This window comes from Janthinobacterium sp. 17J80-10, assembly GCF_004114795.1.
Lineage (GTDB): Bacteria > Pseudomonadota > Gammaproteobacteria > Burkholderiales > Burkholderiaceae_D > Paucimonas.
This window is the reverse complement of the sequence record NZ_CP035311.1, coordinates 3,975,204-3,997,863: the sequence shown is the minus strand read 5'-3', so window position 1 is coordinate 3,997,863 and position 22,660 is coordinate 3,975,204. Positions and strand designations below refer to the sequence as shown.

31 protein-coding genes are annotated in these 22,660 nt (G+C 58.0%); 28 read left to right on the top strand and 3 right to left on the bottom strand.

Annotated features, from left to right (window positions below; translation table 11 throughout):
• Positions 1-3: 3 nt before the first annotated feature.
• The 22 genes from rplX (at position 4) to EKL02_RS17850 (ending at position 13,391) form a co-directional block, all read left to right on the top strand.
• Positions 4-318: a 50S ribosomal protein L24 gene (gene rplX / locus EKL02_RS17955; protein WP_128903303.1), complete on the top strand. Its 315-nt coding sequence runs from the start codon at positions 4-6 to the stop codon at positions 316-318.
• A 5-nt stretch (positions 319-323) separates the two neighbouring features.
• Positions 324-863, top strand: coding sequence for a 50S ribosomal protein L5 (gene rplE, locus EKL02_RS17950; protein WP_128903302.1), 540 nt, complete (start codon positions 324-326; stop codon positions 861-863).
• A gap of 7 nt (positions 864-870) precedes the next feature.
• The gene (gene rpsN, locus EKL02_RS17945) at positions 871-1,176 is read left to right on the top strand and encodes a 30S ribosomal protein S14 (protein WP_128903301.1); all 306 of its coding nucleotides are present in this window, start codon (positions 871-873) and stop codon (positions 1,174-1,176) included.
• Between the two features lie 14 nt (positions 1,177-1,190).
• Entirely contained in the window at positions 1,191-1,586 is a 396-nt protein-coding gene (gene rpsH, locus EKL02_RS17940) for a 30S ribosomal protein S8 (protein ID WP_128903300.1), read from the top strand.
• A gap of 10 nt (positions 1,587-1,596) precedes the next feature.
• Positions 1,597-2,130, top strand: coding sequence for a 50S ribosomal protein L6 (rplF, locus tag EKL02_RS17935; RefSeq protein WP_128903299.1), 534 nt, complete (start codon positions 1,597-1,599; stop codon positions 2,128-2,130).
• A gap of 12 nt (positions 2,131-2,142) precedes the next feature.
• Positions 2,143-2,505: a 50S ribosomal protein L18 gene (gene rplR / locus EKL02_RS17930; protein ID WP_128903298.1), complete on the top strand. Its 363-nt coding sequence runs from the start codon at positions 2,143-2,145 to the stop codon at positions 2,503-2,505.
• 12 nt (positions 2,506-2,517) lie between these two features.
• Positions 2,518-3,036, top strand: coding sequence for a 30S ribosomal protein S5 (rpsE, locus tag EKL02_RS17925; protein WP_128903297.1), 519 nt, complete (start codon positions 2,518-2,520; stop codon positions 3,034-3,036).
• A 10-nt stretch (positions 3,037-3,046) separates the two neighbouring features.
• Positions 3,047-3,226 (top strand): 50S ribosomal protein L30, encoded by a 180-nt coding sequence (rpmD, locus tag EKL02_RS17920; RefSeq protein WP_128903296.1) that lies wholly within the window; start codon positions 3,047-3,049, stop codon positions 3,224-3,226.
• Between the two features lie 27 nt (positions 3,227-3,253).
• The gene (gene rplO, locus EKL02_RS17915) at positions 3,254-3,685 is read left to right on the top strand and encodes a 50S ribosomal protein L15 (RefSeq protein ID WP_128903295.1); all 432 of its coding nucleotides are present in this window, start codon (positions 3,254-3,256) and stop codon (positions 3,683-3,685) included.
• A gap of 25 nt (positions 3,686-3,710) precedes the next feature.
• Positions 3,711-5,045, top strand: coding sequence for a preprotein translocase subunit SecY (gene secY / locus EKL02_RS17910; protein WP_128903294.1), 1,335 nt, complete (start codon positions 3,711-3,713; stop codon positions 5,043-5,045).
• 24 nt (positions 5,046-5,069) lie between these two features.
• Positions 5,070-5,288: a translation initiation factor IF-1 gene (infA, locus tag EKL02_RS17905; RefSeq protein WP_010812378.1), complete on the top strand. Its 219-nt coding sequence runs from the start codon at positions 5,070-5,072 to the stop codon at positions 5,286-5,288.
• A 68-nt stretch (positions 5,289-5,356) separates the two neighbouring features.
• The gene (gene rpmJ / locus EKL02_RS17900; RefSeq protein WP_014004415.1) at positions 5,357-5,470 is read left to right on the top strand and encodes a 50S ribosomal protein L36; all 114 of its coding nucleotides are present in this window, start codon (positions 5,357-5,359) and stop codon (positions 5,468-5,470) included.
• 27 nt (positions 5,471-5,497) lie between these two features.
• Positions 5,498-5,863: a 30S ribosomal protein S13 gene (gene rpsM, locus EKL02_RS17895; RefSeq protein ID WP_128903293.1), complete on the top strand. Its 366-nt coding sequence runs from the start codon at positions 5,498-5,500 to the stop codon at positions 5,861-5,863.
• A gap of 33 nt (positions 5,864-5,896) precedes the next feature.
• A complete protein-coding gene (gene rpsK / locus EKL02_RS17890) occupies positions 5,897-6,301 on the top strand; it encodes a 30S ribosomal protein S11 (protein WP_128903292.1) in 405 nt (134 codons plus the stop codon).
• Positions 6,302-6,446: 145 nt separating this feature from the next.
• Positions 6,447-7,070 carry a 30S ribosomal protein S4 gene (gene rpsD, locus EKL02_RS17885; protein WP_128903291.1) on the top strand — a complete coding sequence of 208 codons (624 nt, stop codon included), beginning with the start codon at positions 6,447-6,449 and terminating at the stop codon, positions 7,068-7,070.
• Between the two features lie 148 nt (positions 7,071-7,218).
• On the top strand, positions 7,219-8,196 hold the full coding sequence (rpoA, locus tag EKL02_RS17880) for a DNA-directed RNA polymerase subunit alpha (protein WP_128903290.1): 978 nt from the start codon (positions 7,219-7,221) through the stop codon (positions 8,194-8,196).
• A gap of 129 nt (positions 8,197-8,325) precedes the next feature.
• On the top strand, positions 8,326-8,721 hold the full coding sequence (gene rplQ, locus EKL02_RS17875; RefSeq protein WP_128903289.1) for a 50S ribosomal protein L17: 396 nt from the start codon (positions 8,326-8,328) through the stop codon (positions 8,719-8,721).
• Positions 8,722-8,833: 112 nt separating this feature from the next.
• On the top strand, positions 8,834-9,766 hold the full coding sequence (locus tag EKL02_RS17870; protein WP_128903288.1) for an ATP-binding cassette domain-containing protein: 933 nt from the start codon (positions 8,834-8,836) through the stop codon (positions 9,764-9,766).
• Between the two features lies 1 nt (position 9,767).
• The gene (locus EKL02_RS17865) at positions 9,768-10,553 is read left to right on the top strand and encodes an ABC transporter permease (RefSeq protein WP_128903287.1); all 786 of its coding nucleotides are present in this window, start codon (positions 9,768-9,770) and stop codon (positions 10,551-10,553) included.
• 30 nt (positions 10,554-10,583) lie between these two features.
• Entirely contained in the window at positions 10,584-10,916 is a 333-nt protein-coding gene (gene cutA / locus EKL02_RS17860) for a divalent-cation tolerance protein CutA (RefSeq protein ID WP_128903286.1), read from the top strand.
• A complete protein-coding gene (gene dsbD, locus EKL02_RS17855) occupies positions 10,909-12,657 on the top strand; it encodes a protein-disulfide reductase DsbD (RefSeq protein WP_128903285.1) in 1,749 nt (582 codons plus the stop codon). Before cutA ends, dsbD begins: the two co-directional genes overlap by 8 nt.
• Before the next feature lie 95 nt (positions 12,658-12,752).
• Positions 12,753-13,391 carry a peroxiredoxin gene (locus tag EKL02_RS17850; protein ID WP_128903284.1) on the top strand — a complete coding sequence of 213 codons (639 nt, stop codon included), beginning with the start codon at positions 12,753-12,755 and terminating at the stop codon, positions 13,389-13,391.
• 85 nt (positions 13,392-13,476) lie between these two features.
• Here EKL02_RS17850 and EKL02_RS17845 read toward each other — a convergent pair whose 3' ends face one another.
• From EKL02_RS17845 to yihA, 3 genes are all read right to left on the bottom strand, one after another.
• A complete protein-coding gene (locus EKL02_RS17845; protein WP_128903283.1) occupies positions 13,477-14,589 on the bottom strand; it encodes a magnesium transporter CorA family protein in 1,113 nt (370 codons plus the stop codon).
• Positions 14,590-14,620: 31 nt separating this feature from the next.
• Positions 14,621-15,634, bottom strand: a complete 1,014-nt coding sequence (gene hemB, locus EKL02_RS17840) for a porphobilinogen synthase (RefSeq protein WP_128903282.1) — start codon at positions 15,632-15,634, stop codon at positions 14,621-14,623.
• Positions 15,635-15,850: 216 nt separating this feature from the next.
• Positions 15,851-16,630, bottom strand: a complete 780-nt coding sequence (gene yihA / locus EKL02_RS17835) for a ribosome biogenesis GTP-binding protein YihA/YsxC (RefSeq protein WP_128903281.1) — start codon at positions 16,628-16,630, stop codon at positions 15,851-15,853.
• Positions 16,631-16,796: 166 nt separating this feature from the next.
• On the opposite strand from yihA, the gene EKL02_RS17830 reads away from it, so the two are divergent.
• The 6 genes from EKL02_RS17830 (at position 16,797) to EKL02_RS17805 (ending at position 22,631) form a co-directional block, all read left to right on the top strand.
• Entirely contained in the window at positions 16,797-17,447 is a 651-nt protein-coding gene (locus EKL02_RS17830; RefSeq protein WP_128903280.1) for a c-type cytochrome, read from the top strand.
• 69 nt (positions 17,448-17,516) lie between these two features.
• Complete coding sequence (locus tag EKL02_RS17825) at positions 17,517-19,652, top strand: cytochrome c biogenesis protein ResB (RefSeq protein ID WP_128903279.1); 2,136 nt, start codon at positions 17,517-17,519, stop codon at positions 19,650-19,652.
• A 52-nt stretch (positions 19,653-19,704) separates the two neighbouring features.
• Positions 19,705-20,862, top strand: a complete 1,158-nt coding sequence (gene ccsB / locus EKL02_RS17820) for a c-type cytochrome biogenesis protein CcsB (RefSeq protein ID WP_128903278.1) — start codon at positions 19,705-19,707, stop codon at positions 20,860-20,862.
• A gap of 103 nt (positions 20,863-20,965) precedes the next feature.
• The gene (locus EKL02_RS17815; RefSeq protein WP_206732423.1) at positions 20,966-21,346 is read left to right on the top strand and encodes a hypothetical protein; all 381 of its coding nucleotides are present in this window, start codon (positions 20,966-20,968) and stop codon (positions 21,344-21,346) included.
• A 12-nt stretch (positions 21,347-21,358) separates the two neighbouring features.
• A complete protein-coding gene (locus EKL02_RS17810; protein ID WP_241687755.1) occupies positions 21,359-21,874 on the top strand; it encodes an RNA polymerase sigma factor in 516 nt (171 codons plus the stop codon).
• Between the two features lies 1 nt (position 21,875).
• Positions 21,876-22,631 carry an anti-sigma factor gene (locus EKL02_RS17805; protein WP_128903277.1) on the top strand — a complete coding sequence of 252 codons (756 nt, stop codon included), beginning with the start codon at positions 21,876-21,878 and terminating at the stop codon, positions 22,629-22,631.
• The last annotated feature ends 29 nt before the right edge of the window (positions 22,632-22,660 follow it).

Below are 22,660 nucleotides of genomic sequence, written 5' to 3'. Positions count from 1 at the left end.
GTCATGAGCAAGATTGTTAAAAACGACGAGGTAATCGTCCTGACCGGCAAAGATAAAGGCAAGCGCGGCGTCGTCAAGCAGCGCGTGGATGCCAACTACGTCGTGGTTGAAGGTGTGAATGTCGCCAAGAAGGCGACCAAGCCGAACCCGATGACCGGTGCAACTGGCGGCATTGTCGACAAGCTGATGCCAATTCATGTGTCCAACGTTGCATTGTTTAATGCGGCGACTGGCAAGGCCGATCGCGTGGGCTACAAGACTGTGGATGACAAAAAAGTCCGCGTCTACAAGTCCAGCGGCGAAGTCGTGAAGGTGTAAAGATCATGGCCCGTCTCCAAGAATTCTACAAACAAAAAGTCGCAGCCGACCTGACCGCGAAATTCGGTTACAAGTCGGTCATGGAAGTGCCGCGTCTGACCAAGATCACCCTGAACATGGGCTTGTCGGAAGCTGTTGCTGACAAGAAGATCATCGAGCACGCTGTCGGCGACCTGACCAAGATTGCAGGCCAGAAGCCTGTCGTGACCAAGGCTCGCAAGGCTATCGCGGGTTTCAAGATTCGCGAAGGTTATCCGATCGGTTGCATGGTGACCCTGCGCGGCGCGCAAATGTACGAGTTTCTCGATCGTCTGATTACCGTGGCTCTGCCGCGTGTGCGCGATTTCCGTGGTGTATCCGGTCGTGCTTTCGATGGTCGTGGCAACTACAACATCGGTGTGAAAGAGCAGATCATTTTCCCCGAAATCGAGTACGACAAGATCGATGCGCTGCGTGGCCTGAATATCAGCATCACCACGACTGCGAAGACCGACGACGAGGCAAAAGCGCTTCTCGCCGCATTTAAATTTCCGTTCAGAAACTGAGGCTGCCATGGCAAAACTGGCACTGATTAACCGTGAACAAAAGCGCGCTGACCTGGTGAAGAAATTCGCCGGCAAGCGTGCCGAGTTGAAGGCAATCATCGACGATCAATCCAAGTCGGAAGAAGAGCGTTACGAAGCACGCCTGAAGTTGCAGGCGTTGCCGCGGAATTCCGCTCCGACTCGTCAGCGTAATCGCTGCGCTTTGACTGGTCGTCCGCGTGGCACTTTCCGCAAGTTCGGTCTGGGCCGTATCAAGCTCCGTGAAATCGCCATGCGTGGTGATATCCCGGGTATGACTAAAGCTAGCTGGTAATAGGAGAATAAGCTATGAGTATGAGCGATCCTATCGCCGATATGCTGACCCGCATTCGCAATGCGCAAGTTGTGCAGAAGACCACCGTGGTGATGCCTTCTTCCAAAGTGAAGGTCGCTATCGCCAACGTGTTGAAAGCTGAAGGTTACATCGAGGATTTCGCCGTAGCTGAAGAAGCTGGCAAATCCGAGCTGAAAATCGGCTTGAAATATTATGCAGGCCGTCCTGTCATTGAGCGCCTGGAACGGGTGTCCCGTCCTGGTTTGCGCGTCTACAAAGGCAAGGACGATATTCCGAACGTCATGAACGGTTTGGGTGTGGCCATCGTGTCGACTCCGCAAGGCGTCATGACCGATCGCAAAGCGCGCGCAACCGGTGTCGGTGGCGAAGTTATTTGCTACGTGGCATAAGGAGTCCAGAATGTCTCGTGTAGGTAAAATGCCGATCGCACTGCCGCAGGGCGCCGAAGTCGCCATCAACGCAGCGCAGATCTCCGTCAAGGGCCCGCTGGGCAGCCTGACGCAATCGCTTAATGGTCTGGTCAAGGTGCAGAACGACAACGGCACGCTGAAGTTTGAGCCTGTCGACGAAAGCCGTGAAGCCAATGCCATGTCGGGTACCCTGCGTGCTCTGGTCAACAATATGGTTACCGGTGTCACCAAGGGTTTCGAGCGCAAGCTGACCCTGGTTGGCGTCGGTTACAAGGCGCAAGCCCAGGGCGACAAGCTGAACCTGTCGCTGGGGTTTTCGCACCCGGTCGTGCATCAGATGCCGGCTGGCGTGAAGGTTGAAACCCCGACCCAGACCGAAATCCTGATCAAGGGTGTCGATCGTCAGCGCGTCGGTCAAGTGGCCGCCGAAGTTCGTGCTTACCGCAGTCCTGAGCCTTACAAGGGCAAGGGCGTCCGTTATTCGGACGAAGTGGTGATCATCAAAGAAACCAAGAAGAAGTAATAGGGGCTGATGATGGACAAGAAACAATCACGTCTGCGCCGCGCACGCCAAACCCGTGCCAAGATCGCAGAGCTCAAAGTGAACCGCCTGGCAGTGCATCGTACCAACTTGCATATCTATGCAAGCGTCATTGGTCCGGATGCAACCGTGCTGGCATCGGCTTCGACCCTCGAAGCGGAAGTGCGTGCGGAATTGGCTGGCAAGTCCGGCGCCGGTGGCAACGCAGCCGCGGCTGCCCTGGTTGGCAAGCGCGTCGCCGAGAAGGCTTTGAAGGCCGGTATCGCCGAAGTCGCCTTCGACCGCTCCGGTTTCCGTTATCACGGCCGCATCAAGGCAGTTGCTGAAGCTGCCCGCGAAGCTGGTCTGAAGTTCTAAGGAAGAATCGTCATGGCAAAGATGCAAGCAAAACAGCAAAGCGACAAGCCCGATGACGGCATGCGCGAAAAGATGATTGCGGTTAATCGCGTCACCAAAGTGGTGAAGGGCGGCCGTATCATGGGTTTCGCAGCGCTGGTAGTGGTCGGTGACGGCGATGGCCGCATTGGCATGGGCAAGGGCAAGTCGAAAGAGGTGCCGGTCGCCGTGCAGAAGGCAATGGAAGAAGCCCGCCGCAAGATGATCAAGGTCACCTTGAAGAACGGCACCCTGCAGCATACCGTCAACGGCAAGCATGGCGCCTCGAAGGTGCTGATGGCGCCGGCGAAGGAAGGTACCGGCGTGATTGCCGGCGGCCCGATGCGCGCTATTTTCGAAGTGATGGGCGTGACCAACGTGGTGGCCAAGTCGAATGGCTCGACCAACCCGTACAACATGGTGCGTGCGACCCTGGACGGCCTGGCCAAGATGAATACTGCCTCGGAAATCGCTGCCAAGCGCGGTCTGTCCGTTGAAGAAATTCTGGGTTAAGGTGATCGACATGGCAAATACAGTCAAAGTGCAATTGGTCAAGGGTTTGATCGGCACACGTCAGGACCATCGCGCAACCGTGCGTGGTCTGGGCCTGCGTCGCGTGAATTCCGTTTCGGAGCTGCAAGATACTCCGTCGGTTCGCGGCATGATCAACAAGGTTTCCTATCTCGTGAAAGTGATCTCGTAAGCCTAGTGCTTGCGAGCGGAGCAAACCATGGAATTGAATAGCATTCAACCGGCAGAAGGCGCCAAGCATTACAAGCGTCGCGTCGGTCGCGGTATCGGTTCGGGCCTGGGCAAGACTGCCGGCCGCGGCCACAAAGGTCAGAAATCCCGTTCGGGCGGTTTCCACAAGGTCGGTTTTGAAGGCGGTCAAATGCCTCTGCAACGCCGTCTGCCCAAGCGTGGCTTCAAGTCGCTGGCGACCCCGTACAAGGCAGAAGTGCGCCTTGGCGACCTGAATAATCTGCCAGTCGCTGAAGTCGACGTGCTGGCATTGAAGCAGGCAGGCCTGGTTGGCGAGTTGGCACGTGTCGTGCGCGTCATTCTGGCTGGCGAAATCAGCAAGAAGATCACCCTCAAGGGCGTTATTGCAACCAAGGGTGCCAAGGCTGCGATTGAAGCCGCTGGCGGCTCGGTTGCTTAAAGTTACGGCTAACCTGGAGTAAGAATTGGCTACTGCTCCTCAAACCGCCAAGCGCTCGGCGAGCGGCTTTCCGTGGGGTCGACTCTGGTTCCTGCTGGGCGCATTGGTGGTGTATCGGATTGGTGCGCATATTCCGGTGCCGGGCATTGACCCGACACAGCTGGCTCAACTGTTCAAGCAAAACCAGGGCGGCGTCCTGGGGATGTTCAACATGTTTTCCGGCGGTGCACTTTCGCGATTCACGATCTTTGCACTGGGGATCATGCCGTATATCTCGGCGTCGATCATCATGCAGTTGCTGACAGTTGTTTCACCGCAGCTGGAAGCGATCAAGAAGGAAGGTGAATCCGGTCGGCGCAAGATTACGCAGTACACGCGCTACGGCACGCTGTTGCTGGCCTTGTTCCAGGCTTTTGGCATCGCCATTGCCCTGGAGTCGCAAGCCGGCCTGGTGCTGGATCCGGGTTTCGGATTCCGCATGACGGCTGTGGTGACACTGGTTACCGGCACCATGTTTTTGATGTGGCTGGGTGAGCAGATTACCGAGCGTGGCCTGGGCAACGGTATCTCGATCATCATTTTCGCTGGTATTGCGGCGGGACTGCCAAGTGCGCTGGGTGGCTTGTTCGAACTGGTTCGTACGGGTTCCATGAATGCGCTGTCGGCGATCCTGATTTGCGTGGTGGCGGCTGCGGTGACTTATCTGGTCGTGTTTGTTGAGCGCGGTCAGCGCAAGATCCTGGTCAACTATGCCAAGCGTCAGGTTGGCAACAAGATTTACGGCGGTCAGAGCAGTCACTTGCCGCTGAAGTTGAACATGGCTGGTGTGATTCCACCCATCTTCGCTTCGTCGATCATCTTGTTCCCGGCGACGATTACCAGCTGGTTCACTTCGGGCAGCAATGCGTCCAGCCCGGCAGTGAGCTTCCTGAAAGATCTGGCTGCATCGCTGGCCCCTGGCGAGCCGATTCATGCCCTGCTGTACGCGGTTGCCATCGTGTTCTTCTGCTTCTTTTATACCGCTCTGGTATTCAACAGCAAGGAAACTGCGGACAACCTGAAGAAAAGTGGCGCCTTTGTGCCGGGGATCCGGCCTGGTGATCAGACTGCGCGGTATATCGACAAGATTTTGACGCGCCTGACTCTGGTCGGTGCGGTGTATATCACCCTGGTGTGTCTGTTGCCGGAGTTTCTGATTGCGAAGTGGCAAGTTCCATTCTACTTCGGTGGCACGTCCCTGCTGATTATCGTGGTCGTGACGATGGACTTCATGGCGCAGGTGCAGAACTATGTAATGTCGCAGCAATATGAATCGCTGTTGAAGAAAGCAAATTTCAAGGGTGGCCTGCCGCTACGTTGAGCGTCGGGGGAATGAGCTAGGCGCATGGCAAAGGATGACGTAATTCAGATGCAAGGCGAGGTTCTTGAAAACCTTCCCAATGCTACGTTTAGGGTCAAGCTGGAAAATGGTCATGTCGTACTTGGCCATATATCGGGCAAGATGCGGATGAACTACATTCGCATCCTGCCCGGTGACAAGGTAACGGTGGAATTGACGCCGTACGATCTGAGTCGTGCGCGCATCGTATTCCGCACCAAGTAGTGACTGATTGGGCACCGGTGTTCTAGCCGTCCCGCGATGTTTTAGAAAATGAAAGAAAGAGGGCAAAAATGAAAGTGCTCGCATCCGTGAAGCGGATCTGCCGCAACTGCAAAATTATCAAGCGCAAGGGCGTTGTTCGTGTGATCTGCACCGAACCGCGTCATAAGCAGCGCCAGGGTTAATTAACGTTATTGATCGAGGAATAACGAATGGCACGTATCGCAGGGGTCAATATCCCCAACCATCAGCACACCGTGATTGGCCTGACCGCCATTTATGGTATCGGTCGTCCGCGCGCACAGGATATCTGCGTCAAGACCGGTGTTCCGACCAACAAGAAGGTCAAAGACCTGGACGACAGCGAGCTTGAAAAGCTGCGCGACGAAATCGGCAAGTTTGTTGTCGAAGGCGATCTGCGTCGTGAATTGTCCATGAACATCAAGCGTTTGATGGACCTGGGCTGCTATCGCGGCATGCGTCATCGCAAGGGCTTGCCGTGCCGTGGTCAACGTACCCGCACCAATGCACGTACCCGTAAGGGCCCGCGCAAGGCAGCGCAATCGCTGAAGAAATAATCCAGGCTCTCGTCGGATTCAAGGAAAACCATTATGGCAAAAGCACCAAATAACGCCGCAGCAGCACGCGTGCGTAAAAAAGTCAAAAAGAACGTCGCTGAAGGCATCGCGCACATCCACGCTTCCTTCAACAACACGATCATCACGATTACCGACCGTCAGGGCAATGCCCTGTCGTGGGCGACTTCGGGTGGCGCAGGCTTCAAGGGTTCGCGTAAATCGACGCCGTTCGCAGCCCAGGTCGCGGCTGAAGCTGCTGGCAAGGTTGCTCAGGAATGCGGCGTGAAGAACCTGGAAGTGCGCATCAAGGGCCCGGGCCCTGGCCGCGAATCCGCGGTTCGCGCTCTGAACAACCTGGGTATCAAGATCACCCAGATCCAGGACGTGACGCCGGTGCCGCACAATGGTTGCCGTCCGCCAAAGCGTCGTCGCATTTAAGATATAATTTGCTGTTGGCAGTAAATTGCCCGCCGGCTTGCCTGGCGGGTTTTGTCCTTAAGACCACCGTTTGATCGCCAACAGATCAAACTAGCGCCTGGCCAGTCGTGGCTCGGGGCGTCATTTATAAACAAAGGAAATTACCGTGGCACGTTACATCGGACCTAAAGCTAAACTCTCACGCCGTGAAGGCACCGACCTGTTCCTCAAGAGCGCACGCCGCTCGCTGGATTCCAAGTGCAAGCTGGATTCCAAGCCTGGTCAGCATGGCCGTACTTCCGGCGCCCGTACCTCCGACTACGGCAACCAGTTGCGCGAAAAGCAAAAGGTCAAGCGTATGTACGGCATCCTGGAGCGCCAGTTCCGCCGCTATTTCGCTGAAGCCGAGCGTCGCAAGGGCAACACCGGCGAAACCCTGCTGAAGCTGCTGGAACAGCGCCTGGACAATGTCGCCTATCGCATGGGCTTTGGTTCGACCCGCGCTGAAGCGCGCCAGCTGGTCAGCCACAAGGCATTCACCGTCAATGGCACCGTCGTGAACATCGCTTCCTATCAAGTGAAAGCGGGCGACGTGGTTGCCGTGCGTGAAAAGGCCAAGAAGCAGACCCGTATCGTCGAAGCCCTCTCGCTGGCTGAGCAAGTTGGCCTGCCATCGTGGGTGTCGGTTGACGGCAAGAAGATGGAAGGTACTTTCAAGTCCGCTCCAGACCGCAGCGAAATCGCCAATGACGTCAATGAATCGCTGATCGTCGAATTGTATTCGCGTTAATCCGCTTATCTGATTCAGTTGGGGACAGGATGCCGGTATTCGGCGCCCTGTCCCCAAGCAGTTTAGTTTCTCCGTTCTACAATAGTCGATCTACTCCATCAGCCTTATCGGTGTAACGAGCCGAGGGTATTGAAAAGGACATTCCTCCATGCAAAACAGCTTGTTGAAACCCCGTATTATTGAAGTCGAGGCGCTGGGCGCCGGTCACGCCAAAGTCGTGATGGAGCCATTTGAGCGCGGCTACGGCCACACGCTCGGCAATGCACTGCGCCGCGTACTGCTGTCGTCGATGGTCGGCTATGCACCGACCGAAGTGACGATCGCCGGCGTGGTCCATGAATATTCTTCGCTGGATGGCGTGCAGGAAGATGTCGTCGACATGCTGTTGAACCTGAAGGGCGTGGTGTTCAAGCTGCATAACCGCGATGAAGTGACCCTGACCCTGAAGAAGGAAGGCGAAGGAGCCGTGCTGGCTTCGGACATCGATCTGCCGCATGACGTTGAGCTGGTCAACCCGGATCACGTGATTGCCCACCTGACGGTCGGCGGCAAGCTGGACATGCAGATCAAGGTCGAAAAAGGCCGTGGCTACGTTCCAGGCAATGTGCGCCGCCTGTCGGAAGATGCCAACAAGACGATCGGCCGCATCATTCTGGATGCGTCGTTCTCGCCGGTGCGCCGTGTTTCGTATGCGGTCGAATCCGCCCGCGTGGAACAGCGTACCGACCTGGACAAGCTGGTCATCAATATCGAAACCAACGGCGTCATCTCGCCGGAAGAAGCGATCCGTCAGTCTGCCCGCGTGCTGGTTGACCAGTTGAGCGTGTTTGCCGCACTGGAAGGCACCGAAGCCGCTGCTGAAGCGCCGTCGCGTGCACCGTCGGTCGATCCGATCCTGTTGCGTCCGGTGGATGACCTCGAACTGACCGTGCGTTCGGCTAACTGCCTGAAAGCAGAAAACATTTACTACATTGGCGACCTGATCCAGCGTAGCGAAAACGAATTGCTGAAGACCCCGAACCTGGGCCGCAAGTCCCTGAATGAAATCAAGGAAGTGCTGGCGTCGCGTGGTCTGACCCTCGGCATGAAACTCGAAAACTGGCCGCCGGCTGGTCTGGAGAAGTAATTGTATTGCGGGGCTGTAGCTTGGCCCCGTTGTTGTACCGCTGTAAGCCATTGATTTTTACCGGCCCGCGACTGCACTGGGTAGTCGATAGAAGAGCTGGATTTAAACTTAAATTTGAAAGGAACTACCATGCGTCACCGTCACGGCCTTCGTAAGCTCAACCGCACTTCGTCGCATCGCCTCGCAATGCTGCGCAACATGACCGTTTCCCTGCTGCGTCATGAAGCCATCAAGACCACCTTGCCGAAAGCCAAGGAACTGCGCCGCGTCGTCGAACCGATCCTGACCCTGGGTAAAACCGATACGCTGGCAAACAAGCGCCTGGCATTCAACCGCCTGCGCGACCGCGAAATCGTCGGCAAGCTGTTCTCGGAACTCGGCCCGCGTTATGCCACCCGCAACGGCGGCTACCTGCGTATCCTGAAAATGGGCTTCCGCGTTGGCGACAATGCACCCATGGCATTCGTTGAACTGGTCGATCGTCCGGAAACCACCGAAGCTGTCGAAGACACCAGCGGCGAGTAATTTGCCACTGCTGTTTCAGCGCTAAAAAAAGCCAGGCAATGCCTGGCTTTTGTTTTTTCTGCATGGCGCTATCTGTGGCAAACTAGATCCGTTACCCAGACGTATTTCGACCATGAGCGATCCTTCTATTCTGTCAGTACAAAATTTACGCAAGTGCTACGGCAAAGGCGAGGAAAAAACTGCCGTGGTGGATGGCTTGTCGTTTTCGCTCAGGTGTGGCGAATGCTATGGTTTGCTGGGCCCCAATGGCGCCGGCAAGACTACCACCCTGCGCTTGTGCCTGGGCTTGACTGCTCCCGATTCCGGCGAGATCACCCTGGTGGGAAGACCCGTACCGCTGGATGCGCGGGAGGCCCGCTTGCGTGTTGGTGTCGTTCCTCAAAGCGACACGCTGGACCCCGACTTCACGGTGTCCGAGAATCTGCTCGTCTATGGGCGTTACTTCGGCATGGAGGATGCGACGATCAAGGCGCGCATCCCGGCCTTGCTGGAGTTCTCCAACCTGACAGCCAAGCGCGATGCGCGCATCGGTGAGCTGTCTGGCGGCATGAAGCGGAGGCTGACGCTGGCGCGCGCGCTGGTCAATGACCCCGACCTGATTTTCATGGATGAGCCGACCACGGGGCTCGATCCCCAGGCCCGCCACATGATCTGGGAGCGCCTGAAGTCCTTGCTCGCCGAGGGCAAGACGATTCTTTTGACGACGCACTTCATGGACGAGGCCGAGCGCCTGTGCGATCGCCTCGCAGTCATCGATCACGGCAAGCTTATCGCCGAAGGCACGCCGCGCGAACTCATTGGCCGGCATATCGAAGCTGAAGTCGTGGAAGTTTATGGCGACAATGCCCTGGCGTGGGGCGAACGTGAAGGTCGCAGCAAGTCGGCGCGCATGGAATTCAGCGGCGAGACGGTCTTCTGCTATACGAACGATGCCCGAAGCCTGCTGGCAGGATTGCAGGACATGCCCGGTATCCGCTATCTGCATCGGCCGGCCAACCTCGAAGACCTGTTTCTGAAGCTGACAGGCCGGGAAATGCGAGACTGAGATGACGAACCCCTTGTATCGATTACCGGAATTTACCCTGCGTTTCGTGCCGATATGGCAGCGCAATTTCCTGGTCTGGAAAAAGCTGGCAAAAGCCAGCGTCCTGGGCAATATCGCCGATCCGCTGATTACGCTGATTGCGTTCGGCTATGGCCTGGGCAGCCTGCTCAAGAGCATCGACGGCGTGCCGTATCTTCACTACCTGGCATCGGGGTCGATTTGCATGTCGATCATGATGGCGGCGTCGTTCGAGGCCCTGTATTCGGCTTTCTCGCGCATGCATGTGCAGAAAACCTGGGAAGCGCTGATGAATGCGCCGCTCTCGCTGGACGATGTGGTGTTGGCGGAGGCGCTGTGGGCAGCGACCAAGGCGCTGTTTTCCGGCGTGGCGATCGTGGCGGTCATGTTCGTCCTCGGCATCGGCCTGCACCTGGAAACACTGCTCGTGTTGCCATTGCTGTTCCTGGTGGGGATATGCTTTTCAGCGCTTGGCCTGATCGTCAATGCGCTGGCGCGCGGTTATGATTTTTTCACGTATTACTTCACGCTGGTGCTCACGCCCATGGTTTTTCTCTCGGGGGTATACTACCCGGTGTCGCAGTTGCCGGGCTGGCTTGAAAAAATCTCACGATTTTTGCCGTTGCGCGCTGCGGTCGAACTGGTGCGGCCCCTGATTCTTGGCGGCGTGCCTGCAGGGGCCTGGGGAAACCTGGCAATCCTGCTGTTTTATTGCTTCGGCGGCTTCTATCTCGCCGTGATCCTCACGCGCCGCCGCCTCTTGACTTGACCGCCGTTGCAAGCGGTCCCTGGAACGACAATGGAATCGGTGCTGCTTGTAATGACGAACATGCCGGATGCGGCGAGCGCGAATCGTCTCGCGCGCAGCCTCGTCGACGCCCGACTTGCCGCCTGTGTCAATTGCCTGCCGGGCGTGCGATCGGTGTATCGCTGGCAGGGCGCGATTGAAGAGGCTGAAGAAACGACCCTGCTGATCAAGACCGTGCTGCACCAGTATGCCGCACTGGAGTTGGCGATCCGGCAGGCGCATCCGTATCAAGTTCCGGAAATTATCGCGATAACGCCATGTGCGGGCTGGCAGCCCTACCTGGCATGGATCGCCGAAGAAACCAGAAAGAACACCGATGTCTGAACGAACTGCCAATTTGATGGCTGCAATGCTGCGCCTGTTGTGCGCGGTGCTGCTGACCGTGGCGGTGACCGGCGCACACGCCGACGAGGATTACCTGCCGCCGCAAGAGGCTTTCAAATTTTCTGCCAGCATGAAGGATGCGGCCAGCGTTGAAGTCCGCTTTGCCATCGCCAAAGGCTACTACATGTATCGCGAACGCTTTGGCTTTGCCGCGGAGGGAGCGCGTCTGGGCACGCCGCAGATTCCGCCTGGCAAGGTAAAGTTTGATGAAACGTTTCAGAAGGATGTCGAAACCTATCGCGATGCCGTGACAGTGACCCTGCCCGTTGATGCAAGTGGCGCTTTCACGCTGAAGGTGGCCAGCCAGGGCTGCGCAGACAAGGGCTTGTGCTATGCCCCGATGGAGTCGGTCGCAAAACTGGATACGCGGCTCGTGCCGGCGTCTGCCAGCGCTGGGCTTGCGGGCGCCTCTACGGGCGAGATGGGGCGTATCGAAGCTGCGCTCAAGAGCGGCAAGTTGCTGGTCATCGTGCCGCTGTTCCTGGTTCTCGGGCTCGGTCTGGCTTTTACGCCCTGCGTGCTGCCGATGGTGCCGATCCTGTCGTCGATCATCGTCGGCGAGGGAACCGGCATCGGCCGCAAGCGCGCCTTTATCCTGTCGCTTGCGTATGCACTCGGCATGGCGCTGGTCTATACCGCGCTGGGTATCGCCGCAGGCCTGGTCGGAGAAGGGTTAGCCGCGGCGCTGCAACAGCCGGTTTTCCTTGCCGGATTTGCCGTGCTGATGGTGGCATTCGCCCTGGCCATGTTCGATGTCTATCAACTGCAGATGCCGGCATTCATTCAGAACCGGCTGCTGCAGGCCTCGGGAAAGCAGGCGGGCGGCAAGCTGCTGGGGGTGTTTGCCATGGGCGCAATCTCGGCGCTGATCGTTGGCCCCTGCGTTGCCGCGCCGCTGGCGGGAGCGCTGATTTACATCAGCCAGACACGTGATGTGCTGGTCGGCGGCGGCGCCCTGTTTGCGATGGCCGTGGGCATGAGCATACCTTTGCTGCTGGTGGGGATTTCCGCAGGTACCTTGCTGCCGCGCGCGGGCGCCTGGATGGTGGAGGTCAAGCGCTTCTTCGGCGTGCTGATGCTGGCGATGGCCTTGTGGATGGTGTCGCCGTTGTTGTCGGTCAAGATGCAAATGCTCGGGTGGGCCTTGCTCGCCGGCGGCTATGGCGCATTCCTCCTCTGGAGCCGCAAGGCTGGCTGGCTGGCCAAGGCGTGCGGGCTGGTATTCGCCCTGTTGGGAGTGCTGCAGATGACCGGGGTGGCCACCGGGGCGACGGACCCTCTGGCGCCGCTGGCAAAGCTGCGCGGCACGGAAGTGCGCCATGTCGAGTTTCGCCGGGTCAAATCGCTGGCCGAACTGGAAGCGGCCCTGGCGCAGGCGCAAGGCAAGGTCGTCATGTTCGACTTTTATGCCGACTGGTGCGTCTCCTGCAAGGAAATGGAGCGGTTCACTTTCACCGACGCGCGCGTCCAGGCGCAATTCGACCAGATGGTATTGTTGCAGGCGGATGTCACGGCAAATAACGATGACGACAAGGCCCTGCTCAAGCGGTTCAGGCTGTTTGGGCCGCCGGGGATCATATTTTTCGACAAACAGGGGCAGGAGATCCCGGGCGGCCGGGTCATCGGCTTCCAGAATGCCGAGCGTTTTTTGCAGGCGCTGGAGCGGGTCAATCAGATATAGCGGAATGTTATTTGCAAAGTTGATTAATGTCGTTGGTAAGTGCCGCGTGAGCCGGTATATTGTTGCTTCATGATTAACCGCATAAGGAGCATGACATGAGTTTGCGTCTGGGCGATACCGCACCTGATTTCGAGCAGGATTCTTCCATCGGCAAGATCAAGTTTCATGAGTGGGCAGGCGATTCCTGGGTGGTGCTGTTTTCCCATCCAGCCGATTTCACGCCGGTGTGCACTACCGAACTGGGCCTGACCGCCAAGCTCAAGGGCGAATTCGACAAGCGCAACGTCAAGGCGATTGCACTGTCGGTCGACCCGGTCGACAAGCACAAGGACTGGATCAAGGATATCGAGGAAACCCAGAAGACCGTGGTTGGCTTTCCCATCATTGCCGATGCGGACAAGACCGTCTCGACGCTCTATGACATGATCCATCCGAACCAGTCGGTCACTGCCACGGTGCGCTCGCTGTTCGTGATTGATCCGGCCAAGAAGGTACGCCTGACCATCACTTATCCGATGAGCACCGGCCGCAATTTCGATGAAGTGCTGCGCGTGATCGACGCCCTGCAGCTGACCGACAAATACACGGTGGCGACACCTGGCAACTGGCGTGATGGCGATGACGTGATCATCCCGTTGACCGTGCAGGACGAGGCAGTGATCAAGGAAAAATATCCAAAGGGTTACACTGCGCCGCGTCCCTACCTGCGCCTGACGCCACAGCCGAACAAGTGATGGTTTGACCCAGTAAACGCAAAAAACGCCTGGCATTCCCGGGCGTTTTTTTATGGCGAAGGCAGGCATCAGGCCTGCCTGATTTTCAGCTATCGGCGTTGCGATCTTCCAGAAAACGCTTGCGGCGGAAGATGAGCAGCGCGACTGCGACGGTGGCAGCCATCATGCCCATGATGATCCAGAAACCGTCATGATGCTTCAAAAGCGGCATTTCAATGAAGTTCATGCCGAATATCCCGGTGATGAGCGTGAGCGGCATGAACAGTGCGGTCAATACCGTCAGGGTGCGCATGATCTCGCTGGTGCGGTGCGCCATGGCGGAGAAATGGATCTGTACGGCAGATTCGATGGAGGCTTCCAGGCGGCGCGCGTGGTTCAGGACCCGGGCGACATGCTCCATCACATCGTTGATCCGCACCAGCAGCACATCCTTGGCGTGGCCGTTCTCGCTGGCGTGCCAGGTATCGACGAAATGGTCGCGCAATTCTTGCAGCGCGTCGTGCTGCTCTTCGCAGAGCAGGTCGAGCTTGCGCAATTCGATGCGCGCATCGAGCAGGGCAGTCCAGTCATTGAAGGGGCGCCGCGGATTGAGCAAGGCCCGCTGCCAGCGATCGATCTGGGTGGTGAGCGGCTGGCGCAATTCCAGGTACTGGTCGACCATCGCATTCAACAGGCGCAGCATCAATTCCCGCGGCGACGCCGGCGGCCGGCTGGCATGGCTGGCGCCCGCCTTGAACTCGTAGTCAAGCAGGCGCTTGCGCGCCTGTGCAATGGTGCGCCCGGGTTCGCCATGCACCGTGACCAGCGCCCGGTCCATGACCAGGAACGTCACCGGCTGGGTCGCCAGTCTGGTCAGGGCCGGGGGGATCTTGCGCCTGGCTTCTGCCCCAGGCTCGGCGTGGCGCACAGCCTCGGCATCCGCTTCCTGCGCCAGGGCGAGCTTGCGAAATACCACCATTTCATAGTCGCGCGTCGAGTCGAAGTAGGAGGGATGCCGGATGTTGATGGCATCGCTGACGTGCAGGTCGTGCAACTCGGTGCCGGTGATGCGTTCGACGGCCGCACGCCATGCCGGTACATCCGCGGTGACTTCCGCAAGCGTGGCGTCAAGCCAGAGGAAGCCGTTGTCCTTGAGGTTGAGGGCATCGGCGTCGCTGATGTGCGACGCTCGCTGATCGCTGATGAATAGGATGTCCATTGGCGCAGGAGGGTGACCTTGTCTGGAAGGTTTAGCCGGCCTTGAGCAGGCGGGCGATGTCGCGGGCAAAGTAGGTCAGCACGCCGTCGGCGCCTGCGCGCTTGAAGCACAGCATGCTCTCCATCATGGTTTTGTCGTGGTCAAGCCAGCCATTTTGCGCCGCCGCCTTGATCATGGCGTACTCGCCGCTGACCTGGTAGGCGAAAGTCGGCACCCTGAATTCATCCTTGACCCGGCGGACGATATCCAGGTAGGGCATGCCGGGCTTGACCATCACCATGTCGGCGCCTTCGGCAAGATCAAGCGCGACTTCCCGCAGGGCTTCATCGCCGTTGGCCGGGTCCATCTGGTAGGTCGCCTTGTTGCCCTTGCCCAGGTTGGCAGCCGAGCCGACCGCATCGCGAAACGGGCCGTAGTAGGCCGATGCGTACTTGGCCGAATACGCCATGATGCGGGTATAAATGTGGCGCTCTTCTTCCAGCGCGGCGCGGATCGCGCCGATTCGGCCATCCATCATGTCCGAGGGGGCGACGATATCGACGCCGGCCTGGGCCTGCACGAGCGCCTGCTGCACCAGCAGGACGCTGGTTTCATCGTTGAGGACGTAACCGGTGTCGTCAATCACGCCGTCCTGGCCGTGGCTGGTGTAAGGGTCGAGTGCGACATCGGTGAGAATGCCCAGTTCCGGGAAACGCGCCTTCAGTTCGCGCACGACGCGCGGCACCAGGCCTTCGGGGTTGGCCGCTTCACTGCCGTCCGCAGTTTTGAGTGACGGATCGATGACCGGGAATAGCGCCATGACCGGAATGCCGAGCTTGACGCAGTCTTCCGCGACCGGCAGCAGCAGGTCGAGCGACAGGCGTTCGACGCCGGGCATGGAACCGACTGCCTGGCGCTGGTTCTGGCCGTCCAGGATGAAGACCGGGTAAATCAGGTCGGCCGGAGTAATGACATTCTCGCGCATCATGGCGCGGGAAAAAGCATCCCGCCGCATGCGGCGCATCCGGATGGCCGGAAAGGCAGAGGTGTGTGGAATGGTAGGCATGGTCTGGATCGAATTGGGTTTCAGAAACTTTTTAAACAAAACTTGAAAATTGATTGAAACTTTTAGCAAATATCAGGCTCTGAGTAACAGGTGATTCGTTCACCTCCCGCTTCTCCTCCCTGAGCGGGGCCTATCGTGGCATAAGCGATAAGGCGTTCGTGCCCTGAAGATACTCCCCTTTCTTCAGGGCTTTTTTTTGCGTGGATATTTTGGTTCTCAAGGATTTTCCGGTGGTGTTGCCGGCTTTTCCGTCGGCTCGGGAACCCCGCCGGCATCATCTTCTGTGGCGGTTGCAGCATCCGCTTCAACGTCATTGGCGCCTTCTCCTTCCTCCCCGGCAAGGCCCAGCAAGTCGAGGATGCGTTCGTCGGCCTCTTCCAATCCCTGGCGTTTCAGGGCTGAAAATAACTGCACGGTGAAGGGGAACGGACTACCTTCCTCATCGACATAGCTGCCCAGGAAGGTGCGGGCCTGGCGCAGGGCGTTGGCCTGCTCATTGCGATTGAGCTTGTCGGCCTTGGAGAGGATGCAGTGAATCGGCTTGCCAGTCGGGGCAAACCATTCCAGCATCTGGATATCCAGGTCGGTGAAAGGACGGCGCGCATCGACGATCAGGACGAGGGCGCACAATTGTTCGCGCCGTTGCACGTAATCCCCCAGCAATTGCTGCCAGTGCAGCTTGGCTGATCCCGAGACTTCGGCATAGCCATAGCCGGGCAGATCGACCAGCAGGGCGCGGATTTCTTCGACCCGGGTCTCGTCCTTGCGGTGCTGGCCGACGTGGGCGCCACCAATGGAAAAATAATTGATATGCTGCGTGCGCCCCGGGGTTTTGGAGGCGAAGGCCAGTTTTTTCTGGTTGCACAGGGTATTGAGCGCAGTCGACTTGCCGGCGTTGGAACGACCGGCGAAGGCGATTTCGGGGACTTGCGTCGTGGGCAAATCACGCAAGTGGTTCACCGTAGTGAAAAAGCGGGCTTGCCAGAGTAGGGACATAGAAGGAGCAGAAAATACAGCGAAACAGGCGAAATGCCGAAAAGCTATTGTACAATAAGGGGTTGCGGTTATTGCGTTGCAAAACCCAGCCGTTTGCGGATTATCGTGGTGCGGTGAACTGCCGTCATGCGGCCAGAATATTAATATTAAGTCTCAGGGTGTTTGAATGAAATTTTCTCAATTGGTGAAATCCTTGTGCGTCGGTTTGCTGGCCGTGTCTTCTTTCGCGGTGGCGTCCGATGCTGCGCCTAAAAAAGCTGACCTGGCACGCGGCGAAGCGCTGTATGTCAATGGCGATGCTTCCCGCAATATCACGGCTTGCGTGGCTTGCCACGGCGCCGCGGGCAATTCGACTATTGCGCAAAACCCGAAACTGGCCGATCAGCATGAGGCTTACCTGGTCAAGCAATTGCATGACTTCAAAGGTCCGCAGCGAAACAATCCCGTCATGACGACGATTGCAAAGGCACTGACGGATGATGATATTCGCAACATCGCCGCATTCCTCGATGCACAAGTCCAGAAGCCCGGCGCTGCCAAGAACAAGGATACCGTTGAACTGGGCAAGAAAATCTACCGCGGTGGCATTGCCGAGAAAAATGTGCCGGCATGTGCTGCCTGCCACAGCCCCACTGGCGCGGGCATTCCCGCACAGTTTGCCCGCATCGGCGGCCAGCACCAGGATTATACCGATGCCCAGTTGAAGGCCTTCCGCTCCGGCGCCCGCAAGAACAGTCCCCAGATGACGACGATTGCCAAGCGCTTGTCTGACGAAGAAATCCAGGCTGTGGCAGACTACGTGGCCGGCTTGAAATAACGACCAAGTGACTTGTACTGGTTGAAGGGGGGTGGCGCAAGCCACCCCTTTTGCTTTTTTGTAGAGAAAATGGAAACAACGACTTCCGGACTTCAGTTGAAGACCCAGCGCCGCTGGCTGGCGGACCTGGTGGAACTGCTCTCATCGATGCGCTTTGCCATCAGCCTTTTGACGCTGATTTCAATCGCATCCGTGATTGGCACCGTGCTCAAGCAAAACGAGCCCATGACCAATTACGTCAACCAGTTCGGGCCATTCTGGTTCGAGGTGTTTGGCAAGCTGGGCCTGTATGCGGTCTATTCGACCTGGTGGTTCTTGCTGATCATGGCCTTCCTGGTGGTGTCGACGTCGCTGTGCATCGCGCGCAATGCCCCGAAAATGCTGAAAGACATGCGCAGCTGGCGGGAAAACGTGCGCGAGCAATCGCTGCGTAACTTCCATCACAAGGCGGAATGGCAGGCGCCGATGGCGCCGGCCGAACTGGTGTCGCAGTTGCTGGCACGGGTGCATGCCAACGGTTACAAGGCGCGCGTGGTCGACAAGGGCGAGGCGATGCTGATCACCGCCAAGCAGGGCGCTGCCAACAAATGGGGTTACATTTTTGCCCACAGCGCCATTGTCATCATTTGCGTCGGCGGTTTGCTTGATTCGGACCTGCCGATCCGTTACCAGGAATGGATGCATGGCAAGACGCCATTCGGCGGCACTGGTGTCATTGCGCAAATCCCGGCGAAACATCGATTAAGCCAGAGCAATCCCAGCTTCCGCGGCAATACCTTCATTCCGGAAGGTGCCAGCAGCAATACGGCGATTCTGCCCCGCGCCAAGGGCGTGCTGATCCAGGATTTGCCCTTTACCCTGCAGCTTGACAAGTTCATCATTGATTATTACTCGACGGGCATGCCGAAATTGTTTGCCAGCGAGGTGACGGTGATCGACCACGATACCGGCAAGCGGTTTTCGACGGTCATCAAGGTCAACCAGCCGCTGATTCACAAGGGCATGGCGGTATACCAGTCGAGCTTCGACGATGGCGGCAGCAAGCTCAAGCTGGCCGGCTATCCCATGAATGGCAGCGGCAACAAGCGCTTTGAACTTGCCGGCGAAGTCGGCGGGACGACGCCGCTGGCGGCGGCGCAATATGCCGACTACACGGTGGAATGGTCGGGATTCAGGCCGTTTAACGTTGAGAACATGGCCAACAATGGCCAGGACGTGCGTGCCGTGAATCCTGCGCAATCCTTTAACCAGCGCCTTTCCACCGGCCTGGACAAGCAGCTTGGATCGGCTGCCCGCGGCGCCGACGGCAAGGCTTTCAAGAATATCGGCCCCAGCGTGCAATACAAGTTGCGCGACAAGACTGGCCAGGCGCGTGAATTCCACAATTACATGCTGCCGGTGGAAACCGAGGGTGGCGATGTCTTCCTAGCGGGCTTGCGCGAGTCGCCCAGCGAGCCTTTCCGTTACTTGCGTATCCCTGCCGATGAGAATGCTTCGGTCGCCGAGTGGATGCGCTTGCGCGCTGCGCTGATGACGCCGGAATTGCGCCAGCAGGCAGCGCAGCGCTATGCCGAGCGGGCCTTGCCGGGCAAGGAAGCATCGACGGCAAAGTTGCGCGAACAATTGCAGGCATCGGCGCAGCGCGGCCTGGCGATTTTTGCCGGCGCCGAGGAAGAGGGCGGTTACGTGGCCGTGTCGCGCTTCCTGCAAAAAGTGCCGGCTGACCAGCAGGAAAAGGCGGCTGACATTTTCATGAAAATTCTCAACGGCACCTTGTGGGATCTTTGGCAGGCTGCTCGCGCCAGCGATGGCCTGAAGGCGGCTGAGGCGAATGAAAAGAATGCCCGATTCATGCAATTGGCGGCCAATGCACTGGCGGACTCTTTCGCCTATGGCGCCCCGGTCTATCTGCAATTGCAGGAATTTACCGAGGTGAAGGCCTCGGTTTTGCAAGTGACGCGCTCGCCCGGCCAGAAAGTGGTGTACCTTGGCTGCCTCCTGCTGGTATTGGGAATTTTCGCTATGCTGTACATTCGCGAACGCCGTGTCTGGATTTGGGTAAAATCCAATCCATCCGGGAACGCGCAGGCACTGATGGCGATGAGTTCCCAGCGCAAGACGCTGGACTTCGAAAAGGAATTCGAGGCATTCAGGCAGCAAATGCTGCAAACCGGTTCGGCCTCGCCGGAAAATCTTTCACGCTGATATGCAGCACACTGCCACGCCGCTTGCTGCGGCTGGCTCGCGGAGAATTGCCATGGAACTAACGCAAAATAATGCTTCGAGTTATGCCCCGGCCCCCGGGTTCTTCAAGCGCCTGACAGCATTTGACTGGATTTACGCGGTTGGCCTGACGGCTGCCATGCTGTTTGCCTTGCAACGCTATAGCGCCTACATGGATTATTACGAACAGGGCGTCCTGGTCCTGTCGGCGCCGACCTTCATCTGGCTGGGATGGTACTGGAAGCCGGTACGCTGGCTGATGGCGCTGCTGGGCTTGCTGTCGCTCTCGGCAGTTGGCCTGTACGGCGGTGTCCTGGACGCCGGAAACCAGAAATTCCTGCTCAAATATCTCTTTTCGAGCCAGTCGGCCATCCTGTGGATGAGCGTGTTGTTCTTTCTGGCCAATCTGTTTTACTGGGGTGGCCTGCTGGCCCGCTCCGACACCGGCAATGCGATTGGCAGTCTGCTGTGCTGGGGCGCGGTGGTGATGGGTTTTGTCGGCATGCTGGTGCGCTGGTATGAGTCTTATCTCGTGGGTAGCGACGTCGGCCATATTCCTGTCTCCAACCTGTATGAAGTCTTTGTCCTGTTCTGCCTGCTGACGGCGCTGTTTTATCTGTATTACGAACAGCATTACAAGACGCGCCAGTTGGGCGCGTTCGTCTTGCTGATCATTTCGGCGGCGGTGGGCTTTTTGCTGTGGTACTCGGTCAGCCGCGATGCCGCACAGATCCAGCCGCTGGTGCCCGCGCTGCAAAGCTGGTGGATGAAAATCCATGTGCCGGCCAATTTCATCGGGTACGGCACCTTTGCCCTGGCCGCCATGGTATCGGTCACCTATTTGCTCAAATCCAAGGGGATCCTGGCCGACCGCCTGCCCTCACTGGAACTGCTCGATGATGTGATGTACAAGGCGATTGCCGTGGGCTTTGCCTTCTTTACCATCGCGACCATCCTTGGCGCCTTGTGGGCAGCGGAAGCCTGGGGTGGTTACTGGTCCTGGGACCCCAAGGAAACCTGGGCGCTGATCGTCTGGCTCAACTATGCTGCCTGGTTGCATATGCGCCTGATGAAGGGCTTGCGCGGCCAGATGGCGGCCTGGTGGGCGCTGGTCGGCTTGCTGGTGACGACATTTGCCTTCCTTGGCGTGAACATGTTCCTGTCAGGCCTCCATTCTTATGGGGAACTTTAAAAAATATTGATGTGGATGGAATAGTCCTGCGGTCCCGGTTGTTTACTGTAGGTGTGGCAGCGTTTGCCGCATCTATCTTGATCAACCCTTTAGTGAGGACTCCATGAAATCCATTTCCGCTGTTTTTCCTGCCATCACGGCCATACTGCTGGCTACCTGTGCTTCGATGGCAGTGGCGCAGACTCCGGCCAAGGTCAGTGATGGCGTGCTGACCAACCAGGCTGGCATGTCGCTGTACACATTTGATAAAGACGGTGACGGCAAGAGTGCATGCAACGGGCCCTGTGCCGCAAACTGGCCGCCACTGACCGCCCAGGCCGATGCCAAGCCTGCCGGCGATTACACCATCATCACGCGCGACGACGGCTCAAAACAGTGGGCCCACAAAGGCAAGCCGCTGTATACCTGGGGCAAGGACCAGAAGCCGGGCGACAAGACTGGCGACGGCTTCCTCAATAACCAGTGGCATGTCGTCAAGCCCTGAGCACGGACCACCATGCTGGACTTCTCCCAGGAACTGGCATTGCAGATCCCGCGTTTACGGCGTTATGCGCGGGCACTGACGCACAATGCCGCCTGGGCGGATGATCTGGTACAGGATGCGCTGGAACGCGCGCTGCGACGTCGCTGGCTGTTCCGCATCCAGGGCAATCTGACATCGTGGCTGATGACAATCCTGTACCGTTTGTACCTGAATGACATGGCGAGCAAGCGCAGGCGGCTGGAAATAGACGTCGATACGGCATTGCCGGAATCCGGCAGTACGGTCGAAGATGGCTGGCACATTGACATGCAGCGGGCTTTGGCGCGCTTGTCTGCCGAGCATCGGGCGGTGATCGTCCTGGTGGGCTTGGAACAGGTCAGTTACAAGGACGCGGCGGCAATCCTCGACGTGCCAGTGGGAACAGTCATGTCGCGGCTCGCGCGGGCACGCACCCAGTTGCGCGCAATATTGACGGGGCAGGAAGGCACGGCTGCCGCTGCCCCAGCGCATTTAAGCAGGGTCAAGTGAAATGACAGTCCAGATTGACGAAAAGGATTTGCATGCATATGTCGACGGCCAACTCGATGCCGGTCGCCGCGCCCAAGTCGATGGCTATCTGGCGAGCCAGCCACATGCCCAGGAGCAAGTACGGCAATGGCGCAATCAAAATCACGCCTTGCATCGCCTGTACGATGGCGTCATGAATGAAGCGATTCCCCGGCAACTGACGGCTGCGACGAAGCCGCAACCGATGCGGCATGCGCTGGCGGCAGGCATTGCTTGCCTCGCATGCGGCCTGGGTGCTGGCTGGTTTGCTCATGGCGCCCTGACGACGCCCGGAACCGCAACAGCCTCTTCAGCATTTGCCAGGAATGCATTGGCAGCCCATGTGCTTTACGCTGCGGAAAAACGCCATCCTGTGGAAGTGACGGCCGAGCAGCAAGCGCATTTGCTGGCCTGGCTGTCCAAGCGCCTGGAGGCGCCGATCCACGCCCCGGATTTGCGGGACCAGGGTTTCACCTTGCTCGGTGGCCGTTTGTTGCCGGGTGACGAAGGGCCGCTCGCACAACTGATGTATGAGTCGGCAGCAGGTGAACGATTGACGCTGACTGTCAGACATGCCGAACGGCAGCAGCCGGAAAGCGGCTTCCAGTTAATGGAAACAAATGGGCATGCCGTGTTCTACTGGATTGACAGGGATTATGGCTATGCCTTGTCTGGCGGCATCACCAAGGCGCGTATACTCGATGTGGCGCATGCTGTGCATGCCAGTCTGCAACCTTAATTATTCTTGAAGCGCTGTGTAAGGTTTTG

Excerpts from the sequence above, each read along its gene's own strand:
- rplX (WP_128903303.1), top strand. The coding sequence starts at position 4 with ATGAGCAAGATTGTTAAAAACGACGAGGTAATCGTCCTGACCGGCAAA.
- rplE (WP_128903302.1), top strand. The coding sequence starts at position 324 with ATGGCCCGTCTCCAAGAATTCTACAAACAAAAAGTCGCAGCCGACCTG.
- rpsN (WP_128903301.1), top strand. The coding sequence starts at position 871 with ATGGCAAAACTGGCACTGATTAACCGTGAACAAAAGCGCGCTGACCTG.
- rpsH (WP_128903300.1), top strand. The coding sequence starts at position 1,191 with ATGAGTATGAGCGATCCTATCGCCGATATGCTGACCCGCATTCGCAAT.
- rplF (WP_128903299.1), top strand. The coding sequence starts at position 1,597 with ATGTCTCGTGTAGGTAAAATGCCGATCGCACTGCCGCAGGGCGCCGAA.
- rplR (WP_128903298.1), top strand. The coding sequence starts at position 2,143 with ATGGACAAGAAACAATCACGTCTGCGCCGCGCACGCCAAACCCGTGCC.
- rpsE (WP_128903297.1), top strand. The coding sequence starts at position 2,518 with ATGGCAAAGATGCAAGCAAAACAGCAAAGCGACAAGCCCGATGACGGC.
- rpmD (WP_128903296.1), top strand. The coding sequence starts at position 3,047 with ATGGCAAATACAGTCAAAGTGCAATTGGTCAAGGGTTTGATCGGCACA.
- rplO (WP_128903295.1), top strand. The coding sequence starts at position 3,254 with ATGGAATTGAATAGCATTCAACCGGCAGAAGGCGCCAAGCATTACAAG.
- infA (WP_010812378.1), top strand. The coding sequence starts at position 5,070 with ATGGCAAAGGATGACGTAATTCAGATGCAAGGCGAGGTTCTTGAAAAC.
- rpmJ (WP_014004415.1), top strand. The coding sequence starts at position 5,357 with ATGAAAGTGCTCGCATCCGTGAAGCGGATCTGCCGCAACTGCAAAATT.
- rpsM (WP_128903293.1), top strand. The coding sequence starts at position 5,498 with ATGGCACGTATCGCAGGGGTCAATATCCCCAACCATCAGCACACCGTG.
- rpsK (WP_128903292.1), top strand. The coding sequence starts at position 5,897 with ATGGCAAAAGCACCAAATAACGCCGCAGCAGCACGCGTGCGTAAAAAA.
- rpoA (WP_128903290.1), top strand. The coding sequence starts at position 7,219 with ATGCAAAACAGCTTGTTGAAACCCCGTATTATTGAAGTCGAGGCGCTG.
- rplQ (WP_128903289.1), top strand. The coding sequence starts at position 8,326 with ATGCGTCACCGTCACGGCCTTCGTAAGCTCAACCGCACTTCGTCGCAT.
- EKL02_RS17870 (WP_128903288.1), top strand. The coding sequence starts at position 8,834 with ATGAGCGATCCTTCTATTCTGTCAGTACAAAATTTACGCAAGTGCTAC.
- EKL02_RS17865 (WP_128903287.1), top strand. The coding sequence starts at position 9,768 with ATGACGAACCCCTTGTATCGATTACCGGAATTTACCCTGCGTTTCGTG.
- cutA (WP_128903286.1), top strand. The coding sequence starts at position 10,584 with ATGGAATCGGTGCTGCTTGTAATGACGAACATGCCGGATGCGGCGAGC.
- dsbD (WP_128903285.1), top strand. The coding sequence starts at position 10,909 with ATGTCTGAACGAACTGCCAATTTGATGGCTGCAATGCTGCGCCTGTTG.
- EKL02_RS17850 (WP_128903284.1), top strand. The coding sequence starts at position 12,753 with ATGAGTTTGCGTCTGGGCGATACCGCACCTGATTTCGAGCAGGATTCT.
- EKL02_RS17845 (WP_128903283.1), bottom strand. The coding sequence starts at position 14,589 with ATGGACATCCTATTCATCAGCGATCAGCGAGCGTCGCACATCAGCGAC.
- hemB (WP_128903282.1), bottom strand. The coding sequence starts at position 15,634 with ATGCCTACCATTCCACACACCTCTGCCTTTCCGGCCATCCGGATGCGC.
- yihA (WP_128903281.1), bottom strand. The coding sequence starts at position 16,630 with ATGTCCCTACTCTGGCAAGCCCGCTTTTTCACTACGGTGAACCACTTG.
- EKL02_RS17830 (WP_128903280.1), top strand. The coding sequence starts at position 16,797 with ATGAAATTTTCTCAATTGGTGAAATCCTTGTGCGTCGGTTTGCTGGCC.
- EKL02_RS17825 (WP_128903279.1), top strand. The coding sequence starts at position 17,517 with ATGGAAACAACGACTTCCGGACTTCAGTTGAAGACCCAGCGCCGCTGG.
- ccsB (WP_128903278.1), top strand. The coding sequence starts at position 19,705 with ATGGAACTAACGCAAAATAATGCTTCGAGTTATGCCCCGGCCCCCGGG.
- EKL02_RS17815 (WP_206732423.1), top strand. The coding sequence starts at position 20,966 with ATGAAATCCATTTCCGCTGTTTTTCCTGCCATCACGGCCATACTGCTG.
- EKL02_RS17810 (WP_241687755.1), top strand. The coding sequence starts at position 21,359 with ATGCTGGACTTCTCCCAGGAACTGGCATTGCAGATCCCGCGTTTACGG.
- EKL02_RS17805 (WP_128903277.1), top strand. The coding sequence starts at position 21,876 with ATGACAGTCCAGATTGACGAAAAGGATTTGCATGCATATGTCGACGGC.